Origin of the sequence: Rhodococcus sp. NPDC006774 (assembly GCF_040636045.1) — a bacterium.
GTDB lineage: Bacteria > Actinomycetota > Actinomycetes > Mycobacteriales > Mycobacteriaceae > Rhodococcoides.
Genome location: NZ_JBEYIW010000026.1, coordinates 21249 through 39974, shown reverse-complemented (window position 1 = coordinate 39974; position 18726 = coordinate 21249). Strand labels below are relative to the sequence as shown.

At 65.5% G+C, this 18726-nt stretch carries 15 protein-coding genes; 9 read left to right on the top strand and 6 right to left on the bottom strand.

The window, feature by feature from the left end:
- The first annotated feature begins 148 nt into the window (after positions 1-148).
- A complete protein-coding gene (locus ABZ677_RS24975) occupies positions 149-2257 on the top strand; it encodes an MFS transporter (RefSeq protein WP_358374331.1) in 2109 nt (702 codons plus the stop codon).
- Positions 2258-2422: 165 nt separating this feature from the next.
- Here ABZ677_RS24975 and ilvD read toward each other — a convergent pair whose 3' ends face one another.
- Complete coding sequence (gene ilvD / locus ABZ677_RS24970) at positions 2423-4138, bottom strand: dihydroxy-acid dehydratase (RefSeq protein WP_037196185.1); 1716 nt, start codon at positions 4136-4138, stop codon at positions 2423-2425.
- Positions 4139-4395: 257 nt separating this feature from the next.
- Between ilvD and ABZ677_RS24965 the strand changes: the two genes are divergently transcribed.
- The 3 genes from ABZ677_RS24965 (at position 4396) to ABZ677_RS24955 (ending at position 7293) form a co-directional block, all read left to right on the top strand.
- A complete protein-coding gene (locus tag ABZ677_RS24965) occupies positions 4396-5418 on the top strand; it encodes a nitroreductase family protein (RefSeq protein WP_353955466.1) in 1023 nt (340 codons plus the stop codon).
- Positions 5419-5560: 142 nt separating this feature from the next.
- Complete coding sequence (locus ABZ677_RS24960; RefSeq protein WP_358374327.1) at positions 5561-6448, top strand: universal stress protein; 888 nt, start codon at positions 5561-5563, stop codon at positions 6446-6448.
- Positions 6449-6459: 11 nt separating this feature from the next.
- The gene (locus tag ABZ677_RS24955) at positions 6460-7293 is read left to right on the top strand and encodes a hypothetical protein (protein ID WP_358374324.1); all 834 of its coding nucleotides are present in this window, start codon (positions 6460-6462) and stop codon (positions 7291-7293) included.
- 15 nt (positions 7294-7308) lie between these two features.
- Here ABZ677_RS24955 and ABZ677_RS24950 read toward each other — a convergent pair whose 3' ends face one another.
- On the bottom strand, positions 7309-8835 hold the full coding sequence (locus ABZ677_RS24950) for an AAA family ATPase (protein WP_358374321.1): 1527 nt from the start codon (positions 8833-8835) through the stop codon (positions 7309-7311).
- A gap of 286 nt (positions 8836-9121) precedes the next feature.
- Here ABZ677_RS24950 and ABZ677_RS24945 point away from each other — a divergent pair, with 286 nt between their 5' ends.
- Together ABZ677_RS24945 and ABZ677_RS24940 are read left to right on the top strand one after the other, a co-directional pair.
- Positions 9122-9727, top strand: a complete 606-nt coding sequence (locus ABZ677_RS24945; protein WP_358374318.1) for a hypothetical protein — start codon at positions 9122-9124, stop codon at positions 9725-9727.
- Between the two features lie 115 nt (positions 9728-9842).
- Positions 9843-10721, top strand: coding sequence for a universal stress protein (locus tag ABZ677_RS24940; protein ID WP_358374315.1), 879 nt, complete (start codon positions 9843-9845; stop codon positions 10719-10721).
- Position 10722: 1 nt separating this feature from the next.
- Here ABZ677_RS24940 and ABZ677_RS24935 read toward each other — a convergent pair whose 3' ends face one another.
- Together ABZ677_RS24935 and ABZ677_RS24930 are read right to left on the bottom strand one after the other, a co-directional pair.
- Positions 10723-12159, bottom strand: coding sequence for an MFS transporter (locus ABZ677_RS24935; protein ID WP_358374312.1), 1437 nt, complete (start codon positions 12157-12159; stop codon positions 10723-10725).
- Entirely contained in the window at positions 12156-12755 is a 600-nt protein-coding gene (locus ABZ677_RS24930) for a hypothetical protein (protein ID WP_358374309.1), read from the bottom strand. Before ABZ677_RS24930 ends, ABZ677_RS24935 begins: the two co-directional genes overlap by 4 nt.
- A 104-nt stretch (positions 12756-12859) precedes the next feature.
- Here ABZ677_RS24930 and ABZ677_RS24925 point away from each other — a divergent pair, with 104 nt between their 5' ends.
- Positions 12860-13909 (top strand): ATP-dependent DNA ligase, encoded by a 1050-nt coding sequence (locus tag ABZ677_RS24925; RefSeq protein ID WP_094635343.1) that lies wholly within the window; start codon positions 12860-12862, stop codon positions 13907-13909.
- A 2-nt stretch (positions 13910-13911) separates the two neighbouring features.
- The gene (locus ABZ677_RS24920; RefSeq protein ID WP_358374306.1) at positions 13912-14997 is read left to right on the top strand and encodes a DNA polymerase domain-containing protein; all 1086 of its coding nucleotides are present in this window, start codon (positions 13912-13914) and stop codon (positions 14995-14997) included.
- 45 nt (positions 14998-15042) lie between these two features.
- On the opposite strand, the gene ABZ677_RS24915 is transcribed toward ABZ677_RS24920, so the two are convergent.
- The gene (locus tag ABZ677_RS24915) at positions 15043-15429 is read right to left on the bottom strand and encodes an SdpI family protein (protein WP_358374303.1); all 387 of its coding nucleotides are present in this window, start codon (positions 15427-15429) and stop codon (positions 15043-15045) included.
- Positions 15430-15577: 148 nt separating this feature from the next.
- A complete protein-coding gene (nhaA, locus tag ABZ677_RS24910) occupies positions 15578-17434 on the bottom strand; it encodes a Na+/H+ antiporter NhaA (protein WP_358374300.1) in 1857 nt (618 codons plus the stop codon).
- 211 nt (positions 17435-17645) lie between these two features.
- Between nhaA and ABZ677_RS24905 the strand changes: the two genes are divergently transcribed.
- Positions 17646-18671: a putative zinc-binding metallopeptidase gene (locus tag ABZ677_RS24905; RefSeq protein WP_094635138.1), complete on the top strand. Its 1026-nt coding sequence runs from the start codon at positions 17646-17648 to the stop codon at positions 18669-18671.
- Positions 18672-18726: the final 55 nt, after the last annotated feature.

Sequence of the window (18726 nt, the reverse complement as noted above, 5' to 3'; positions counted from 1 at the left end):
AACATCTAGCACGATCTCGGGCGGGGAGTGTGGTTGCCGCCACAAAAGATTGCCGATCCTAGCCGACGCTTCGTAAGCTGCACAGCACTGTGCAAGGTGTGTCTCGCACCTTGCCAACGGGGGGGAACACACGATGACACTGCTTGCGATGACGCCTGTCCAAGATATGCACAAACCGTACCCACGACGCTGGTCGGCGCTGGTGGTGTTGTGCCTGAGCCTGCTGATCGTGGTCATGGCCAACACGTCCCTGTTGGTCGCCGCACCGTCGATGACACTCGACCTGAGCCTGACGAGCAGCGACCTGCAGTGGGTGATCGACGGCTACACCGTCCCCTACGCGTCGTTGATGTTGCTGTGCGGTGTGATCGGAGATCGCTACAGCCGCCGCGGCGCACTGATTCTCGGCCTGATCATCTTCGTCGCCGGTTCTGTGGCCGGGGCACTCACCGACGCCACCCTCGGGGTGATCCTGGCCCGCATCGTCATGGGTGTTGCCGCTGCCATCGTCATGCCCGCCACACTGTCGCTGTTGGTGGCAACCTTCCCCAAACGGGAGCGCGCCACCGCTGTGACCGTATGGGCGGCCACCTCGGGACTGGCGATCGCGGCCGGGCCGCTGTTGGCGGGCTGGCTCCTCGAGAGCTTCACCTGGCACTCGACGTTCCTGATCAATGTTCCGATTGCGTTGGCCGCCATCGTCGGAGCCGTCGTGCTGGTCCCGCCGTCACGGGCCGTCGACCCGGGTGCGATCGACTGGATCGGTGGACTGCTGTCGGTGCTGGCCGTGTCGACCATCGTCTACGCCATCATCGAGGGGATGCACTTCGGCTGGACGGTCGGGCCGTTGTACTTCGCGCTCGTCGGACTGCTGTCCGTCCTCGGCTTCGTGGGATGGGAACTGCGCCATCCCAATCCGCTGCTCGACGTCCGGATGTTCTCTTCCCGCATCCTCAGCGGTGCCACCCTCGCGGTGCTGATCTTTTTCCTCGTCACCTTCGGTGCGATCTACTTCGTTGCCCAATACCTCCAGTTCGCTCTCGGCTACGGCCCGGTGTCCACCGGCGTTCACCTCCTGCCGTTGGCCGGTGCAGTCTTCGTCGGATCCGGAATCACGATGTGGCTCACGCCGAAACTGGGACCGCGCATCACCGTCACCGCAGGCATGATCGTCGGAACGCTGTCGGTGGTCTCGCTCATCGGAATCGATTCGACGGCAACGTACTCCGACTTTCTTCCCGTGCTGACGCTGCTGGGTCTGGCAATCGGCCTGTCCGTCTCGCCCTGCACCGACTCCATCATGGGTGAGTTCCCCGACAGCAAGCTCGGGGTGGGCGGCGGCCTCAACGACACCGCCCTCGAACTCGGCGGATCGCTCGGCATCGCGGTGCTCGGATCGGTGCTCGCCGCGTCCTACCGTCAGGGAATCGAAGGATTTCTGCAGACGTTCCCCGGAAAGCAACCGAACGGCCAGTACACCGGTCAGGCTGCGGAAGGGCTTGCTGCATCACAGGATTCGCTGGCAGGTGCGGTGATCGTCTCCGACGTCATCCGCGACCAGAACGCATTCCTCAGTGGGTTCGCCGACAATCTCGAAGCCAATGCCGTCGCGGCGTTCGGTGACGCCGTGGTGCACACGAGTGTTGTTGCCGCCGTGGTGTTCGGCGTCGGCACCGTGATCGTCGCGCTGCTCATACCGTCGAAGAACGCGGCGCTGGTGACAACGTCGGAGAAGATCGCGTTCGAGCCGATCGTGCCCTTCGTCGCACCGCCAGCCAAGGACGCGGCAGCAGATCGGGAGGTCGCCGAGCTCGAGCAACTACTGGAGCGGCCGTCGGCGAAGCCCCAGGAATCCGGCTCACGGCACGCATTGCGAACCGTACAGGCATCTACGCACTTGGCCGAGCCTGCTCTGGTGGACGCCGAGCTCGAGCGTCCCAGCATCTATCAACTCGCCTCGAAGGTGTACGAGCTCGACGCCTCCGTCGCCCGACAGGCCACGGTGGACAGCAAGTCCGGCGACCGCGTGACGATCCACCAGCTCGCCCTGTCCAACCTGGCGCGCACCCGACGCATCGAGGCCGAGGAAGCTCTCGACGCTGCGCTCGAACTGAGCGATCTTCCGGTTGCGCCCGCACCGGAGCCTGCCGAACCCACTGCGCCGTTGCAGACCTTCTACCAGCGGGCCAGCAAGCAACACGCGAACTGCACGGCATTCAAGGAGCGCTCGAGTTCCATGTGGGCAATGCCGCTGTAGTTCGGCCCTGCCCCGCCCGCCCGCGTCAATGGACCATTGCACCGCCGAGACGTATGCAAAGTGCCATCGACGCGCACGGTGTCCTTGCGTGAATGGACCATTGCAGCGCCGAGACGTATGCAGTGGTCCATTGACGCGGCAGGGGGGCGGGCGGGGAGGGGTCGGCTAGATCAGTACCGCACCGTTCGACGCCGATCCGACCAGCTTGGAGTATTTGGCCAGCACTCCTCGGGTGTAGCGCGGCGGCAGTGGTGCCCAGCCCTGTGCCCGGGAGTCCAGTTCGGCTGCGTCGACGAGTAGGTCGAGGGTGCCCTTGCCGACGTCGAGTCGGATCTGGTCACCGTCGCGGACGAAGGCGATGGGGCCGCCGTCGACTGCCTCTGGTGCCACGTGTCCGACGCAGAGGCCGGTGGTGCCGCCGGAGAATCGGCCGTCGGTGAGCAGCAGGACGTCCTTGCCGAGTCCCGCACCCTTGATGGCTCCGGTGATCGCGAGCATCTCGCGCATTCCCGGTCCGCCCTTGGGTCCCTCGTAGCGGATGACAACGACGTCGCCCGCTGCGATGGTGCCGTCTTCGAGGGCGTCCATGGCCGCGCGTTCACGCTCGAAAACGCGTGCGGTGCCGACGAAGACGTCGGAGTCGAAGCCCGCGGACTTGACCACGGCCCCGCCGGGGGCGAGTGAGCCTTCGAGGATGGTGATGCCGCCCGTCGGGTGAATGGGCTTGTCGAGTGCGCGCAGCACCTTGCCGTCGGGGTCCGGGGGTGCGATGTGAGCGAGGTTCTCCGCCACGGTCTTTCCGGTGACCGTCATGCAGTCGCCGTGCATCAGGCCGGCGTCGAGCAGAGCCTTCATGACCACCGGAACTCCGCCGATCGCGTCGACGTCGGTCATGACGTGCTTGCCGAAGGGCTTGACATCGGCCAGGTGCGGAACCTTCGCGCCGACGCGGGTGAAGTCGGCGAGGGTCAGATCCACCTGCGCCTCGTGTGCGATGGCGAGCAGGTGCAGCACCGCGTTGGTCGAGCCGCCGAAGGCCATGACGACGGCGATGGCGTTCTCGAATGCTTCCTTGGTGAGGATGTCGCTGGTGCGGATGCCGCGTCGCAAGAGGTCGACGACGGCCTCGCCGCTGGCATGTGCGAATCCGTCGCGTCGGCGATCGGGAGCGGGGGGAGATGCGCTGCCGGGCAGCGACATTCCCATCGCCTCGGCTGCGCTGGCCATCGTGTTCGCGGTGTACATTCCGCCGCAGGCACCTTCGCCGGGGCAGATGGCGCGTTCGATGGTGTCGACGTCGGCGCGTGACATCAATCCGCGCGAACAGGCACCGACGGCCTCGAAGGCGTCGATGATCGTCACCTGGTGCTCGCTGCCGTCGGACAGGGTCGCGAACCCGGGCAAGGTGGAGCCGGCGTAGAGGAAGACGCTCGCCAGGTCCAGACGTGCTGCGGCCATGAGCATTCCGGGCAGCGACTTGTCGCAACCGGCGAGCAGGACGGAACCGTCGAGGCGTTCCGCGCTGATGACGGTTTCGACGCTGTCCGCGATCACCTCACGTGAGACCAACGAGAAGTGCATGCCCTCGTGACCCATCGAGATACCGTCGGATACCGAAATGGTGCCGAATTCCAGCGGGTAGCCGCCGGCGGCGTGGACGCCCTTCTTGACGGCCTTCGCCAGACGTTCGAGCGAGAGGTTGCACGGGGTGATCTCGTTCCACGAGGACGCGACACCGATCTGGGATTTGCCCCAGTCTTCGTCGCCCATTCCGACGGCGCGGAGCATGCCGCGGGCAGCGGTCTTCTCCAGTCCGTCGGTGACGTCGCGACTGCGCGGCTTGACGTCGATGCCTTCTTGGGGATTCTGCGGGGTCGTCATGACACTCCTGAGCGGTCGGCGAATATGGATCCTCGGTCGCGTCCTGGAGGTTCCGCTCCTGAGGTCGCATTCACTGTCAACCCTAAACCCGTGGGTTCGGCGCATCACGAGGAGTGGTGGTCGAGGTGAGTCCTCGGTCGGATTTCTTCACCGCAAGTTCCCCTCCCGCAGTGACCAATGGCCCTGTCGTGCACTGCCCGCGTGGGTCGACAGTGGTGGGCAGCCATCGCCTCGCGGTGGAAGGTCGAGGAGAGACGATGAACGATCAGCCGGATTCTGCCGTGGTGGAGATGTTGGTGGAGCTCGCGTGTCGCGCTCCGTCGGTGCACAACAGTCAGCCGTGGAGGTGGGTCCTCTCCGAACACGGACTCGATCTGTTCACCGATCGGACGCGACTGCTCGGGGCGATTGACCCGACCGAGCGGCAGATGGTGCTCAGCTGTGGGGCAGCGCTGGACCATCTGTGTACCGCAGCCGCGGCTTTTCGGTGGACGGCCGACGTCGAGACGATGCCGACGGCCGATGCGCCGGACCATCTCGCACGTATTCGATTGACCCACGACGCGCACCCTCGATCGCACGAGTTCGACCTGTTGGCGGCCATCAATCGACGCCATTCGGATCGTCGGGCGTTCGGTCCGGTGCCGGACAACCGCATTCCGACACGCTACTTCGGGCGGGTCGACGGAGCCGACGACATCCGGACGACGTTCCTGTCGGCCGAATCCAAGGAAACGCTGGCCACGGCATCGCGGCTGAGCGCAAGCATTCGAAAGTACGACGCGTCGTATCAGGCCGAGATCAGGTGGTGGGCCGGACACTCGTTCCGATCGGGAGGAATTCCGCCCGAGGCCCTCACCGATCGCGCAGAGGCATCGAGGGTGCAGGTGGGCCGTGACTTTCCCGAGCCGCACCGAGTCGGTGGAACGGAAACACGAGAGCCGGTGACCGACGAGTCCACCGTGGTGCTTCTCGGTACCGCGTCCGATGAACGCCTGGACTGGTTGCAGTGCGGGCGGGCCATGTCCGCCTTCCTGCTGGCCGCAACCGCCGATGGGCTCGCTACCTGCCCTCTCACACATATGACCGAGCAGTCGGGCAGTCGCCGCCTGGTCGAGTCCTTGGCCCCCGGCCGGGGTGTGCCGCAGGTGCTCGTTCGGATCGGTGCGCCCATGATCGGCTCGCCTCTTGCTCCGACCCCGCGGCGAACGGTGTCGTCGGTGCTGTCGGTGGCCGCCCGCAGTGCGGCACGGGGTTCGCGCAGAACCACGCCGCTGTGACCGGGTATCACGGACCGGAAACTGGGGACCAAATGCTCTGTGGTGCGCTCGCTCTCGAGCTGTCCAATGGGACCCGAGTATCCGAGAACGGATGACCGTCGACGGGCCCGGCCGTGTGGTCCGCCCAGACCGAGGACAGGAGATGGCCATGGTTCTGGCACATCATCAGAAAATCGTTGTGGGCGTCGATGGTTCGCCGACCAGCATCTCCGCTGCACTCTGGGCGGCAACCCTGGCCGAGCGACTGAAGGCCCCGCTGCACATCGCCGGGGCGGTGCAGCATCCCGCGTTCTACCTCGGCGAGTCCGCATCGGTCGTTCCCCTCGACATCTGGGACGAGCAGCGCCGCGCCGCAGAACGCATCGTCTCCGACGTTGCCACCTCTGTGCTGGCCCGGCATCCGCACAGCGCCGTGACCACGTCCGTGGAGGAGATGCCTGCGTGCTCCATGATGGTCGAACTCTCGCGCACCGCGCGCATGCTCGTCGTCGGCAACCCCGGTTCGGGGCCGATCGTGTCGGCGTTGTTCGGGAGCACAGCACAGAGGACATCGACGACGGCGTGGTGCCCGGTGATCGTGTGGCGCGAGGGAATCGACGCCGCCGACGCGCCGATCCTCGTCGGTATCGACGGCAGCGCGACGAGTGAAGCGGCGGTCGAGCAGGCCTTCGATCTGGCCTCGAGGTTCGACGTGCCGATGATCGCCGCACATGCCTGGAGCTCGTTGTCCCAGGGTGCTGCTCTGTCCCTCCCCGGATCACCCGACGGCAGCGAGATCGAGCGTGAACAGCAGCTGTTGCTGTCCGAGTGCCTTGCCGGGTGGAGCGAGAAATATCCGGACGTCACCGTGGAACATGTCGTACAGCAGGGCAACCCGGCTCACCTGCTGATAGAGCAGTCCAAACGGGCAGGCATCGTGGTGGTCGGCAGTCACGGGCGAGGAATCGTCGCCAGTGCCCTGTTCGGATCGACCAGCAACAACCTCACCCGGCATGCGCACTGCCCGGTGATGATCTGCAGGGACCGATGACCAACCGGACGGTGCCGAATCGTTCCCGCCACCACGAGGAACGCCGTCGCATACTCGACGCGAGCACCGCGAACCGGCTCGCACACAGCGCGACACGGGCTCGGTTGATCGGCCACGATCACTTCGGCCCCACCGTCGACGTCGTGCCCTGCATCTGGATCGGGAGTCGGGTGTACTTCTACGCCGAGGGGCGGTCGCAGTTGGGGCGTAGCATCCTCGACTCGTCGGTCGTGCTGGAATTCGACGACGAGAATCCCTCTCGCGCAACAGTGTCCACCGTTGTCGTCCACGGTATCGCGCGTCCCGTCCTGGACGTGCGACGAGATGTCCTCGAACAGGCTCTGCCGCGGCCGCATTCGGAGGAACCGCCGATGCACCGGCTGGTCGAAGTGGCTCCGACGTCGGTCTCGGGCGTCGAACTGACATGCCCCGACCGCAGTAGCCATCCGAAATCGAACGACGTACCGCGGAGGACCACGACGATGACCGACGACGACACAGCAGAGGCGCCGGGGGCTGTGGTGCTGGGGTCCGAGTCCATCACTGTCGACATCCCGACGGCCACGGGACCGAGAGTCTTCCCGGTGACCACAGCCGCGATCGGGGGCGTGGTCCATGCGGTGATGATCGCGGAGTACGGACCGATCGGTGGAGTCTCTCCGGACGGGCATGTTCTCGCAACGGCCGTGTCGGACCTGTGGCCGAATGCACGAGTGTTCGAGCGTCGCAGTACCGGTGACCGCGGTGCCGACCCGCGTGGCTACGAGAGCTTCTACGTCGAACTGGACTCGAGCGGTCACCGATCCGACGCCGATCTCGAAGCGGTGTCTGCCCTGTTCCGCTGACCGCTCCCGGCCTCGTCACCGGCGACTGTCACCCGAACGCCGCACTGCCGCGGAGCGAACGGCCAGTGCAGCCTCCACCGATTCCGACACGGTCCCCGCGCACGACACCTTCTGTGCCGTCGGCCACGGGGCCCGGCTGCGCGTCATCGCCTCGTAGACCTGCCTGGTGGCGTCGGACGCCGACGATCGGCGAGTGGCGATGCGCTGCAACGACGTCGAGGCCGGCACGACGCATTCGATCTCGATCGAGATCGAATGCGCGAGGGTGGACAGCAAGCGTGCGCGCTCTCGCATACTGGGGTCGGTCCACGTCGCGTCGATGACGACCGAACGGCCCGCTGCCACGAGTCCCCGTGCGCGACGGAGCAATTCCGCGTAGGTATGGTCGGTGACGCTCGCGCTGTACAGCCCTTCGCCCACCTTCGAATGCCGTGGCTCGGACGGATCGAGACCGGCCAGCTCCTTGCGCACCACATCGCTGGACAGAACCACGGCCCCTGTTCGAGCAGCGTACTCGGCTGCCACCGTGGACTTTCCGGTTCCGGGAAGCCCTCCGACAAGAGTCGTCGTCACCGTCGCCGCTTCGAGGTGCATCAGTGCCAGTCGGGCATGCGCGACGGCATCTGCAGTCGACGTCGCGCAGCCCTGGAGAGCGCGAATGCATGCGACCTTGGCGCGAACCGTGGCTCGGTAGGCGATGTAGTGGTCCACCAGCGACCTGGGTGGTGCGTCGCAGGCAGCCTCGAGGTAGGTGTCGACGACGAACCGCGCTGCGTCGAGTCTGCCGAGAAACTCGAGATCCATTGCCAAGCAACATATGTCGTCGAGACCGTCCAGGTATCGAAGGTCGTCGGCGAAATCGAGGCAATCCAGGATGCGCGGTCCGTCGGGCATACAGAAGATGTCGTCGGCGAGCAGATCGCCGTGGCCGTCGACCGTGCGTTCCTGCGCCACTCGGAGGTCGAACAGGGAGCCTCTGCCTGCAAGGTAGCGGGCCGATCGCTCGTCGATCTCGTCGATCACCGCGGGGTCGATTATGGGGCGCGGGAGCGCACGCAGTTCGCGGATGTTCGCGGCCCATCGCCCACGGAGAGCCTCACGGGTTCCTGCACGATCGATCCTGTTTTCGTGTGCGCTGAATTTGTGCACTCGGGCCACGATCCGCGCGATCGCGACCAGTTCCTCGGTGACATCGGCCCCACTTCGTGCCAGCGCGGACAGCTTTCGTGACTCGGGGAGCCTGCGCATCTTCAACAACGGCTCCGGCGGCGCGCCCTCGGGGTCGGTCAGTTCGGCGATACCCAGATACACATCCGGCGCGAACCGGGCATTGAGCGTGTATTCGCGATCGAGTGCGCGCCAACGTGAGTCGACAGTGGAGAAGTCCAGGAAGTCGTTCTGCACTGCCTTCTTCATCTTGTACGCGACGGACCCGAGCAGCATCACGTAGGCGGAGTGGGTTTCGTGGACGGTCACGCATCCGGAGCTGTGATCGGGGCCGGTAGTCGTTGTGGGGTGTGTTCGCTGATCGAGATCGGCCATCGGTGTCCTCCGGGCGAAGAGTGGTCCGACGAACGTCGATGTGGTGCATCGCCGATGCTGTCGTCGAGTCGGATGGGATCCGTCGTCGGCACACGTTACGAGAACCGCTGCCCACCCACACCGGACCTAGGTCACCGGGTTCGAGGACGTATGTCGACGATGTCGCCCAGCGGACCTCGGGTGTGGATCGTGACCTGCTGTGATCGTGACATTGTGCCCTGGTGCAGGGCCCGTGTGCGGCGGAAAATTTGGGCAGACACACGATCAGGGAGAGTGGGCGGTTGCGGTGTTCGGATACGACTTCGCTCGCTGGTGGCGCCTGGCACCGTGGAGTACCAATCCCCTGATGCGGGGCCGTGATCGAACCGCGGCTCTCGCCTTCGCCTGCGCGATGGCGGCGATTCTGGGACTCGTTCCCTTCGCCGCGCTGGTCGGATCGCTCACCTACGCCGATCTCGATGCCGAGTCGGTCCGAACGAGCGCTACCACTCAACAGATCGATGCCGTGGTGACGACTGAGCCCACGCTGCGGTCGCAACCGAGTGGCACCGTCGACGTCATCGATCACTACGCGACTGTCGCTTGGGAATGGCCGCCGGGTCAGCTACACAGTGACGAAATTCGCGTACCGGACGGCACCGAACGGGGCGGCACCGTTCCGACGAGAGTCGATGCCGAGGGCAGGCGAGTTGCGGAACCGTCGTCCGCGACGTCGAACGTGCTGTTGGGAATCGCTGCAGCCGTCGGCTTCTGGGTGGTGGGCACGGTCGCCGTCGCCACCTCTCTCGAGGCGACGCGGTACTTCGACCGGCGAGCGCGGATGCGCCAGTGGGACCGCGACTGGCTGAAGTTCGAGACCGAACGTGGTCGGACGAGGGGAGATTCGGCATGAGGGACCTCGGCCACCTCGATGATGGACCAAGTGCTCTGAATGTGGGGGCGGCTGCAGATCTACGTTCGATTCTATTCGACTGCATCGACGGTCGACCACGAGACGAGGAAGAATCATGAGTAATTCCACCGACCGCGTGCGTCCCATCCTGGTAGGTATCGACGGCTCGAGCGAGGCCGACGCCGCAGCGCGGTGGGCGGCCGCCTATGCGGCGAAGGTGCGCGCACCCGTGCGCTTGATTCATGCAGTCCCCGAGGGGGATTGGTACGGATCGGCGGCGTTCGTCGACGGCGGTGCGCTGGAAAGGGACCTGCGTGCGATCGGGCGCAAGCATCTCGCCCGCGCCGAGGCAGCGATTCACGACGTAGCACCGTCGGTGTCCGTCGAGACGTTCACCGCCGATGGAACCATCGCCTCGTACGTGTCGAAGGCCGACGCGGAGCTGGTGGTGCTTGGATCGAGGAAGTCGAGCGCGCTGCGAGACCTGACTCTCGGCAGCAACACTCTCCGAGTCGTGACGCATGCACCGTGCCCGGTGCTGCTCATGCGCGACGCAGGCGACAGCGCCGACGTCGGGCGTCCGATCGTGGTCGGGGTCGACGGAAGTGAGCAGTCGGATCGGGCACTCGGTGCTGCTCTCGAGATCGCCCACACCCTCGGAACGCCGGTGGTCGCGGTGAACTACTGGGGATTCGCCGTTCAGGCAGGTCTGGGAACAGGATTCGAGAACGTCGATTGGGTGAGCATTCGCGAACACGAAAAGCATTGGCTCGAAACGCATGTGGAGACCATGCGCGAGAAGTACCCGGATGTTGCGTTGAGCACTGTGAGCGCGCAGTCGAGCCCGACGCGAGGCCTGCGTGCGATGTCCGCGTCGGCGTCGATGCTCGTGGTCGGGTGCCGAGGCCGGGGTGCCTTCCTCGGAACGATTCTGGGATCGGTCAGTCAGAACCTCGTCCACCACGCCGACTGCTCGGTGCTGATCGTGCGGTGAGTCACGCGCTCCGACGCGAGGCAGGTGGTGGTGAGCCGATGTCGCAGTGTGGCGGGCAGTTCGACGCGTCCTCGCCGGTACCGCGGATCAGAGCCGCAGCAATGCCGGCACCGATCACCAGCAGTCCGGCACACATCAGCATCGCGGTGTGAAAGCCGTCCGAGAACACTTCCGGTGCAGCGTAATCGGAGCCTGCGATACCGGCCAGCGCAGGCAATGCCGCCACGGCGAGCAATTGACTGGTGCGGGCCACGGCATTGTTGACGCCCGACGCGATTCCGGCGCGATCGGTGGACACCGCACCCAGAACCGCTCCGGTCAGCGGGGCCACCAGAGCGGACAGTCCGAGCCCGAAGACGACAACCGCGGGCAGAACGTCTGTGGCATAGGTGGATCCGGGTCCGATGCGCAACATCAGCAACAGTCCCAGCGCCGAGAGCAAAGGCCCGACGGTCATCGGAACACGAGGTCCGATGCGTCCGGCGATTCTCCCCGCGCGGGCGGACAGGACGAGCATGAGAGCGGTGATCGGCAGCGTGGCGACCCCGGCCGCGATCGGTGAGTAGCCCACGGCGAACTGCAACTGCAACACCAGAAGAAAGAACACTCCGCCCAGCGCCGCGTACACGGCGAAGGTGACGAGGTTGGCCGCCAGGAACACGCGTGAGGCGAACAGCGACGGCGGTACCAGTGGATCGCGCGAGCGACGCTCGATCACCACGAACACCCCGGCCGCGACGACACCCAGAGCGAGGGCCAGGGTGTGTGACTCGATCAGACCGTACGTGAGCAGACCCAGCGCCGCCGCGACGGTGACCGCGCCCGGCACGTCCAGTCGGCCGGATGCGTGCGGATCTCGGCTCTCCGGAACGTGTTTCGCGGTCACCCAGATCACGACGACGGCGAGCGGGATGTTGATCAGGAACACCGAACGCCAGCCGACGGCGTCGACCAACCAGCCCCCGAGCAGCGGGCCGATCGCCGACGCCACGCCGCCCAGTCCCGACCACAGGCCGATTGCAGCTCCTCGATCCTCGGCCTTGATGGAGGCCGATATCAGCGCGAGAGAACCCGGCGTCAGCAGGGCTGCGCCGACCCCCTGAAGTAGTCGCGCCGCGATCAGCACCCCGATACTGGGGGCGAGCCCGCACAGCACCGACGCGGCCGCGAACCAGACGGTGCCCCAGACGAACACCCGCCTGCGCCCCAGCCGGTCACCGAGGGACCCGCCCAGCAGAATCAGCGACGCCAACGTCAGGGTGTAACCGCTGAGCGTCCACTGCAGACCGGTGACGCCCGCACCGAGATCGCGACCGATCGCAGGTAACGCGATGTTGACCACGGTGGCGTCGAGCATCGCCAGAGCCGAACCGAGGACCGTGGATGCGACGATCCACCGCCCCCGAGCGCTCGAGACCGAGATGTCGGCGGCGGTCACAACCGTTCGACGCAGACGACGAAGTTGCGTGAGTCCTTCTCGAATCCGTACAGCGCCGGGTCGGGGCAGTCGTCGACGGACGAGGTGCCCTGCAGGATGGTCACGACGCGGCGGGTGTCGGCACCGGGGGTGGCGCAGTCGATCCGCTGGGCGAATTCACCGACCAGGTCCATGCATCCGCCGACCTGCCAGTCGATGTCGAGGCACAGGGCTCCCTGTTCGATGTCGAAATAGGTCTCGTAGTAGTACTGATCGGCGTCCTCGGGGCACTCGGCCGATGTCGGTGTCTTGGCGAAGACGACGTAGTTGGATTGCGGGGATCCGCAGGTCGCGTTGGCGATGGCCGCCTCGTCGACGGTGCCGCCCAGATTGACGCACTCGCCGATCTGCACGTCGATGTCGACGCTGCCGCCGTCGTCGATCTCGGGGGTCGGAGTGGTGGTGGGAGGGTTGGTGGTCGTGGTGGGCGCGATGGTGGCACCGGAGATGGCGACGGCGGTACCGGACACCTCCGACGCGCACCCGCCGAGTATCAGGGCCGCGCACGACGACAGCGCGAGAACGAGAGCGCGGACCGAACGGTTGGATGACGCCATGGTGAGTCCTGCCCTCGTAGGTTCGAGCGTGCCGTGTTCATCGACCGTGCTCGTGTAGAAAATATCGGACTCGCTCGTCGGCTGCATGAGGCAGGATGAACTGCGTGGATCTTCCTCTTGCCGTGCCGGTCGCACCGATGCTCGCCAAAGCCGCGAAAGTGGTGCCCGCGCAGCCCGAGGACGGGCCGGCCGTGTGGTCGTACGAGCCGAAATGGGACGGGTTTCGCGCCATCGTCTTCCGCGACGGAGACGAGGTGGTGCTGGGGTCACGCGGCGGCAAGGACCTGGCCCGGTACTTCCCGGAGTTGGTGGAGGCGATCAAGGCCGAGCTGCCCGAGAAGATCGTCGTCGACGGTGAGATCGTCGTACCCCGCGAGAAGGACGGTTCCACTCGCCTCGACTGGGAGTCGCTGTCCGAACGAATTCATCCTGCGGCGAGTCGGGTGACGATGCTCGCGGAGAAGACTCCGGCGCAGTTCATCGGTTTCGACCTGTTGGCCGTCGGCGACGAGGACCTGACGAGTGAGCCGTTCTCGACGCGGCGAGCGAGACTGCTCGACGTGGTCGGCCCGCACCCGAAGAGTTGCTTCGTCACCTCGGCGACCGAGGATGCGGCGGTGGCCGAGGACTGGTTCGAGCGGTTCGAGGGTGCCGGGCTGGACGGTGTGGTGGCCAAGAAGCTCGACGGGCTCTATCTGCCCAACAAGCGCGAGATGATCAAGATCAAGCATGCGCGCACTGCCGACTGCGTGTTGATCGGCTATCGAATCCACAAGTCCGGCAACGGTATCGGTTCTTTGCTGCTCGGTCTGTACGACGGTGACGACCTGCGGATGATCGGCGGTGCGTCGGCGTTCACCGACAAACGCCGGTTGGAATTGCTCGAAGAGCTCGAACCGCTGCGACTCGGCGACGACGTCACGTACGACGGTGAAGCCACCCGCTGGAATTCGTCGAACGACCGCAACTGGATCCCGGTGCGTATCGAGCGGGTCATCGAGGTGGCCTACGACCAGATGGAAGGGGCTCGGCTGCGGCACGTGGCGCGCTTCCTGCGGTGGCGACCCGATCGCGATCCACGCTCGTGTGCCTACGACCAGCTCGAGGTTCCGGTGCGCTACGACGTCGCCGACGTCATTGCCGGGGGACGATAGCCATGGCCGCGAAAACACCACCGGCGTTCGTGCAGGCCGGCGAACGCGAAGTCCGAGTGTCGAGCCCCGATCGCGTGATCTTTCAGGCCACCGAACGCACTCCGGAGATCACCAAGCTGCAGGTGTGCGAGTACTTCGCGGCCGTCGGTGAGCCGCTGATGCGGGCCATCGGTGACCGCCCCACCGCGATGGAGCGTTGGCCCGACGGCTATCGCGAGGGCATGAGACTGGCACTCGGCCCCCAGGACAAGGAGGGCGACGGCTTCTACCAGAAGCGGTTGCCCAAGGGTGCGCCCGAGTGGATCGAGACGGTGAAGATTGCGTTCCCGAGCAAGCGCACCGCCGAAGAACTGTGCCCGTCCGAATCTGCGTCGCTGGTGTGGGCGGCGCAGATGGGTACGCTGACGTTTCATCCGTGGCCGGTGCGTCGACCGGACGTCGACCATCCCGACGAGCTGCGGCTCGACCTCGATCCGCAGCCCGGGACCACGTTCGCCGACGCCCTGCGCGTCGCCGACGTGACCCGAGAGCTGTTGGAGGAGTTGGGCTTACGCGGCTACCCGAAGACCAGCGGCAATCGGGGTATCCACATCTACGTCCGCATCGAGCCGCAGTACACCTTCGAGCAGGTGCGCCACGCGGCCATCGGTCTGGGCCGAGAACTCGAACGGCGCGACGACGGGGTGACCACCAACTGGTGGAAAGAGGAACGCGGAGAACGCATCTTCATCGACTACAACCAGAACAACCGAGACCGAACCATCGCCAGCGCCTGGAGTCTGCGCGCTCGACCGGGCGCGACGGTGAGCACCCCGATGACATGGTCGCAGTTGTCCGAGGTCACCGATCCACGTGACTACAACCTCGTCACGGTGCCGGACTACGTGTCGGACGGAGACCCGTGGGCCGATATGGACGAGCAGGCCTACTCCCTCGAACCCCTTCTGCACCTGTGGGAAACACTGCCAGGAGGGGAGCTGAACTTTCCGCCGGATTACCCCAAGATGCCCGGCGAACCGCCGCGCGTGCAGCCGTCGAAAAAGGTTGCCGAGCACTGGGATGCAGAGGGTAATCGCACGGACAGCTGACGGAGCTACGATCTCTCTTTCACGACTGCCTGCACGGAATATCCATCACCCCACGTGCGCATGTCTTTTCGCTTCGCGATCGGCCTTTATTCCACTCATGGTCAGGATGACGGCTCCGCCGAGTGCCAAGGCCACCGAGAGCGTCAGCATGGCCGTGGCGGGGACGAAGCCCAGGACCAGTAGCCCCGCGATCGACACCGCTGATGCGAGGCAATAGGTGGCGCCCGCCATCATGTAGGGATATGCGGCTCTATGGCCGGCGACCCAGGCTTCTTTGCTGGACTTGGTTGCCCGCGTTTTGATGCCGATCAGCGAATTGGGTTCTTGGTCCGGGTCTTTGGTCACCAGTGCGGTCACGTATGCCGTCAGCGACAACACGAACAGTGTCAGCGCGATCGCTCCCGTTACCGCGCGCGCGGATTCTGCGTCCACGGTCGATCCCTTCCGCCTCGGTTGCCATACGCCTCACCGCAGCATACCGGCCGGTCTACTTCGAGTCGCCGGGCAAGGGTGCACACTACGGAGCCGTATCGACGGGATCCGGTCGATTCGGCCGTGTTCTGTGCAACCCGGCCCACCCTCACATGGATTCGAGTTCCCGGATCAACGTCGCCGCATCGTACGGTCCGATGTGGCGGGTCAGGTTCTTGTCGCCGCGTCCCAGGTAGAACGTCGGGGTGCCGTCCACGTCCGAGGACGAGGCGTCGAGTTCGTCGTCCTCGACGCGAACGACGTGATCGCCGGTGCGGATGTCGTCCTCGAACTGGTCCATGTCGAGGCCGAGTTCGCGTGCGTAGCCGTCGATGTCGTCGGGTTCGAGAGCATCACTGTTGCGGAACAACATGTCGGCCATCTCCCAGAACTTGCCCTGCGCTGCGGCGGCCTCGCTGGCGTATGCGGCGTAGCGGGCGTGCGGGTGATAGTCGTCGAGCGGTAGGTGTCGGTAGACGTAGCGCAGGTCGTCGCCGAAATGCTTGCGTACCTCGGCGACGCTGCCGGTTGCCTTGCTGCAGAACGGGCACTCGAAGTCGGCGTACTCCACGATGGTCAGTGGTGCGTCGACCGGACCGCGGATGTGATCGCGTTTGGCGCTGACCGGACGCAGGATGCGGAGCGACGCTTCGGCTTTCGGCGGGTGGATCTTCGCGTCGATGCGGAACAGGATCCAGCCCAGCGCCGCCGCGATGACCGAGGCCGCCAACACGCCGACGCGTGCCTCGTCGGCCAGCAGTTCGTCGTCCAGTGCGAGGTCGATGATGAACAGCGAGATCGTGAACCCGATTCCGGACATGGCCGCACCACCGGCGATGTGCGACAGTGTCAGTCCCGGAGCCAGGGACGACGGTCGCAGTTTTGCGAAAACGGCGGAGGCAGCGGTGATTCCGACGAGCTTACCGAGGGCGAGACCGGCGATGATGCCCCAGGTGAGCGTCGAGGTCGATGCAGCTTTCAGTGTCTCCGAGCTCAGCACCACGCCGGCGTTGGCGAGCGCGAAGATCGGCACGATGATGAACGCCGTGTACGGCTGATAGAGCCGCATGAGACGTTCGTTGACCGAGACTGCTCGATCGAGTCCGAGGCGAGCCGCCCGGGCGTATTCGGGATTGGGCGATTGCCGGAACGCGCGCGTCAGGTCCGACGCACGTTCCACCTCGGTGCGTCGCGGCGGGTAGACCGGAAGGATCAGCGCGATCATCACTCCCGCAAGAGTGGGGTGGACTCCGGACTCGTACATAGCGGTCCAGGTGAACAGTGCGACGACGAAGTACCCCACGCCGCGCCACACCTCGAGCCGGCGCAGCAGGAAGATCAATCCGAGCCCGACGAACGCCAGAATCAGTGGCACCACATCGAGGTCGTCGGTGTAGAAGAACGCGATGATCGCCAGTGCGCCCACGTCGTCCGCAACAGCGAGGGTGAGCAGGAAGATGCGGAGCCGCGCGGCCTTCTTCGGCCCGAGGACGGCGAGCGCCCCGAGCAGGAATGCGGTGTCGGTGGAGATGACGACGCCCCACGCCTGAGCCGCGGGCCCGGACGGATTGAAGGCGAGGAACAGCAACGCAGGCGCGGCCAGGCCGGCAACGGCAGCGACGATAGGTATCGCGGCACGTGACCGGTCGGTGAGCTCGCCCATCGCGAACTCGCGCTTGACCTCGAGGCCGACGACGAAGAAGAACAGTGCCATGAGCCCGTCGTTGACCCAGTGGGCGAGGTCGAGGGAGATGCCGTGCCGGCCGACGGTGATCGACAGCTCTGTGTGCCAGAACGACTGATAGGTCTCGCCGAAGGGTGAGTTGGCCCAGATCAGGGCGATCAGCGTCGCCGCGAGCAGAAAGCCCGCCGCCAGGGTCTCGCTGTTCTTCTCCCCGCGAGCCCGGGAGATCCGTTCGACGAACCGTGCCATGGGCCGACTCGTCGGCGTGATCTGATCTGCCATCGTTCGGCCTGTGTCCTTCCGAGAGTGTTGTGAAGCAGTCTGTACCAACGCGACGGTCGGCGCTTTGCTTCCACGCAGGTGAGTGTGGTTGTCGGGCCAGCTGCCCGGTGTTGTGATGGGAGAGATGTGCACGACATATTCGGTAATCGGCATTAGTCCGTCGAGAATCGGGAATACAAGTCCGACTCACCCCTGCCACGAAGGAACATCCATGCGTGATTTCATCTGCCGCAAATGCGGACAGAAGCTGTCGTTCGAGAACTCACTGTGTCTGAGCTGCTCGAGCGCACTCGGCTTCCATCTGCCGAGCAGAGCCCTGCTGGTGCTCCCCGACAAGGCCGACGACGGTGTTGCCGAGGCAGAGGTGGACGGTGCCACGTGGAAGATGTGCGCCAACCTCAACACTGCCCGCTGCAACTGGCTCGTCGACACCGCAGACGCCGACGAACTCTGCGTGTCCTGCCGGCTCACCCGCACTCGCCCCGCCGACGACGACGTCGACGCGATGGCCGCGTACGCGGACGCGGAGACCAACAAGCGTCGCGTCGTCCTCGAACTCACCGAACTCGGCCTGCCGATCGTGGGTCGCGACGAGGACAACGCCACGGGCCTGGTCTTCGATCTGCTCTCGAGTGCCGACCAGCAGGTGATGACCGGCCACGACAACGGCCTGATCACTCTCGACCTCGCCGAGGGCGACGACGTGCACCGCGAGCAGTTGCGCGTGGCGATGTCCGAGCCGTACCGCACACTCGTCGGACACTTCCGGCACGAGATCGGCCACTACTACCAGATGGTGCTGGTTGGAAACGGCGAGCATCGCGCGGCGTTCGAGGAGCTCTTCGGAGACCCGGATTCCGATTACCAGGCCGCGCTCGATCGCCACTACAGCGAGGGTGCACCGGCCAACTGGGAGGACGACTACGTCTCGTCCTACGCCACCATGCACCCCGCCGAGGACTGGGCCGAGACGTTCGCGCACTACCTCCACATTCGCGACACCCTCGACACGGCCGCTGCGTTCGGCATGGCACCGGCCGGTTCCACGCTGGAGAGCCCGCTGCCGGGTGACGTCGGCTTCGATCAGATCATCGAGTGGTGGCTGCCGTTGTCGTGGGCGCTGAACCAGATCAACCGATCGATGGGCCACCAGGATCTCTACCCGTTCGTGCTGCCGCCGACCGTCGTGAAGAAAATCGGGTACGTGCACTCGCTGATCGCACCCAGCACACTCTGATGCTCCGCTAACTGTTCTTGAGCTTCGTGGCCCGGGGCGTATCCTGTGTTGTCGG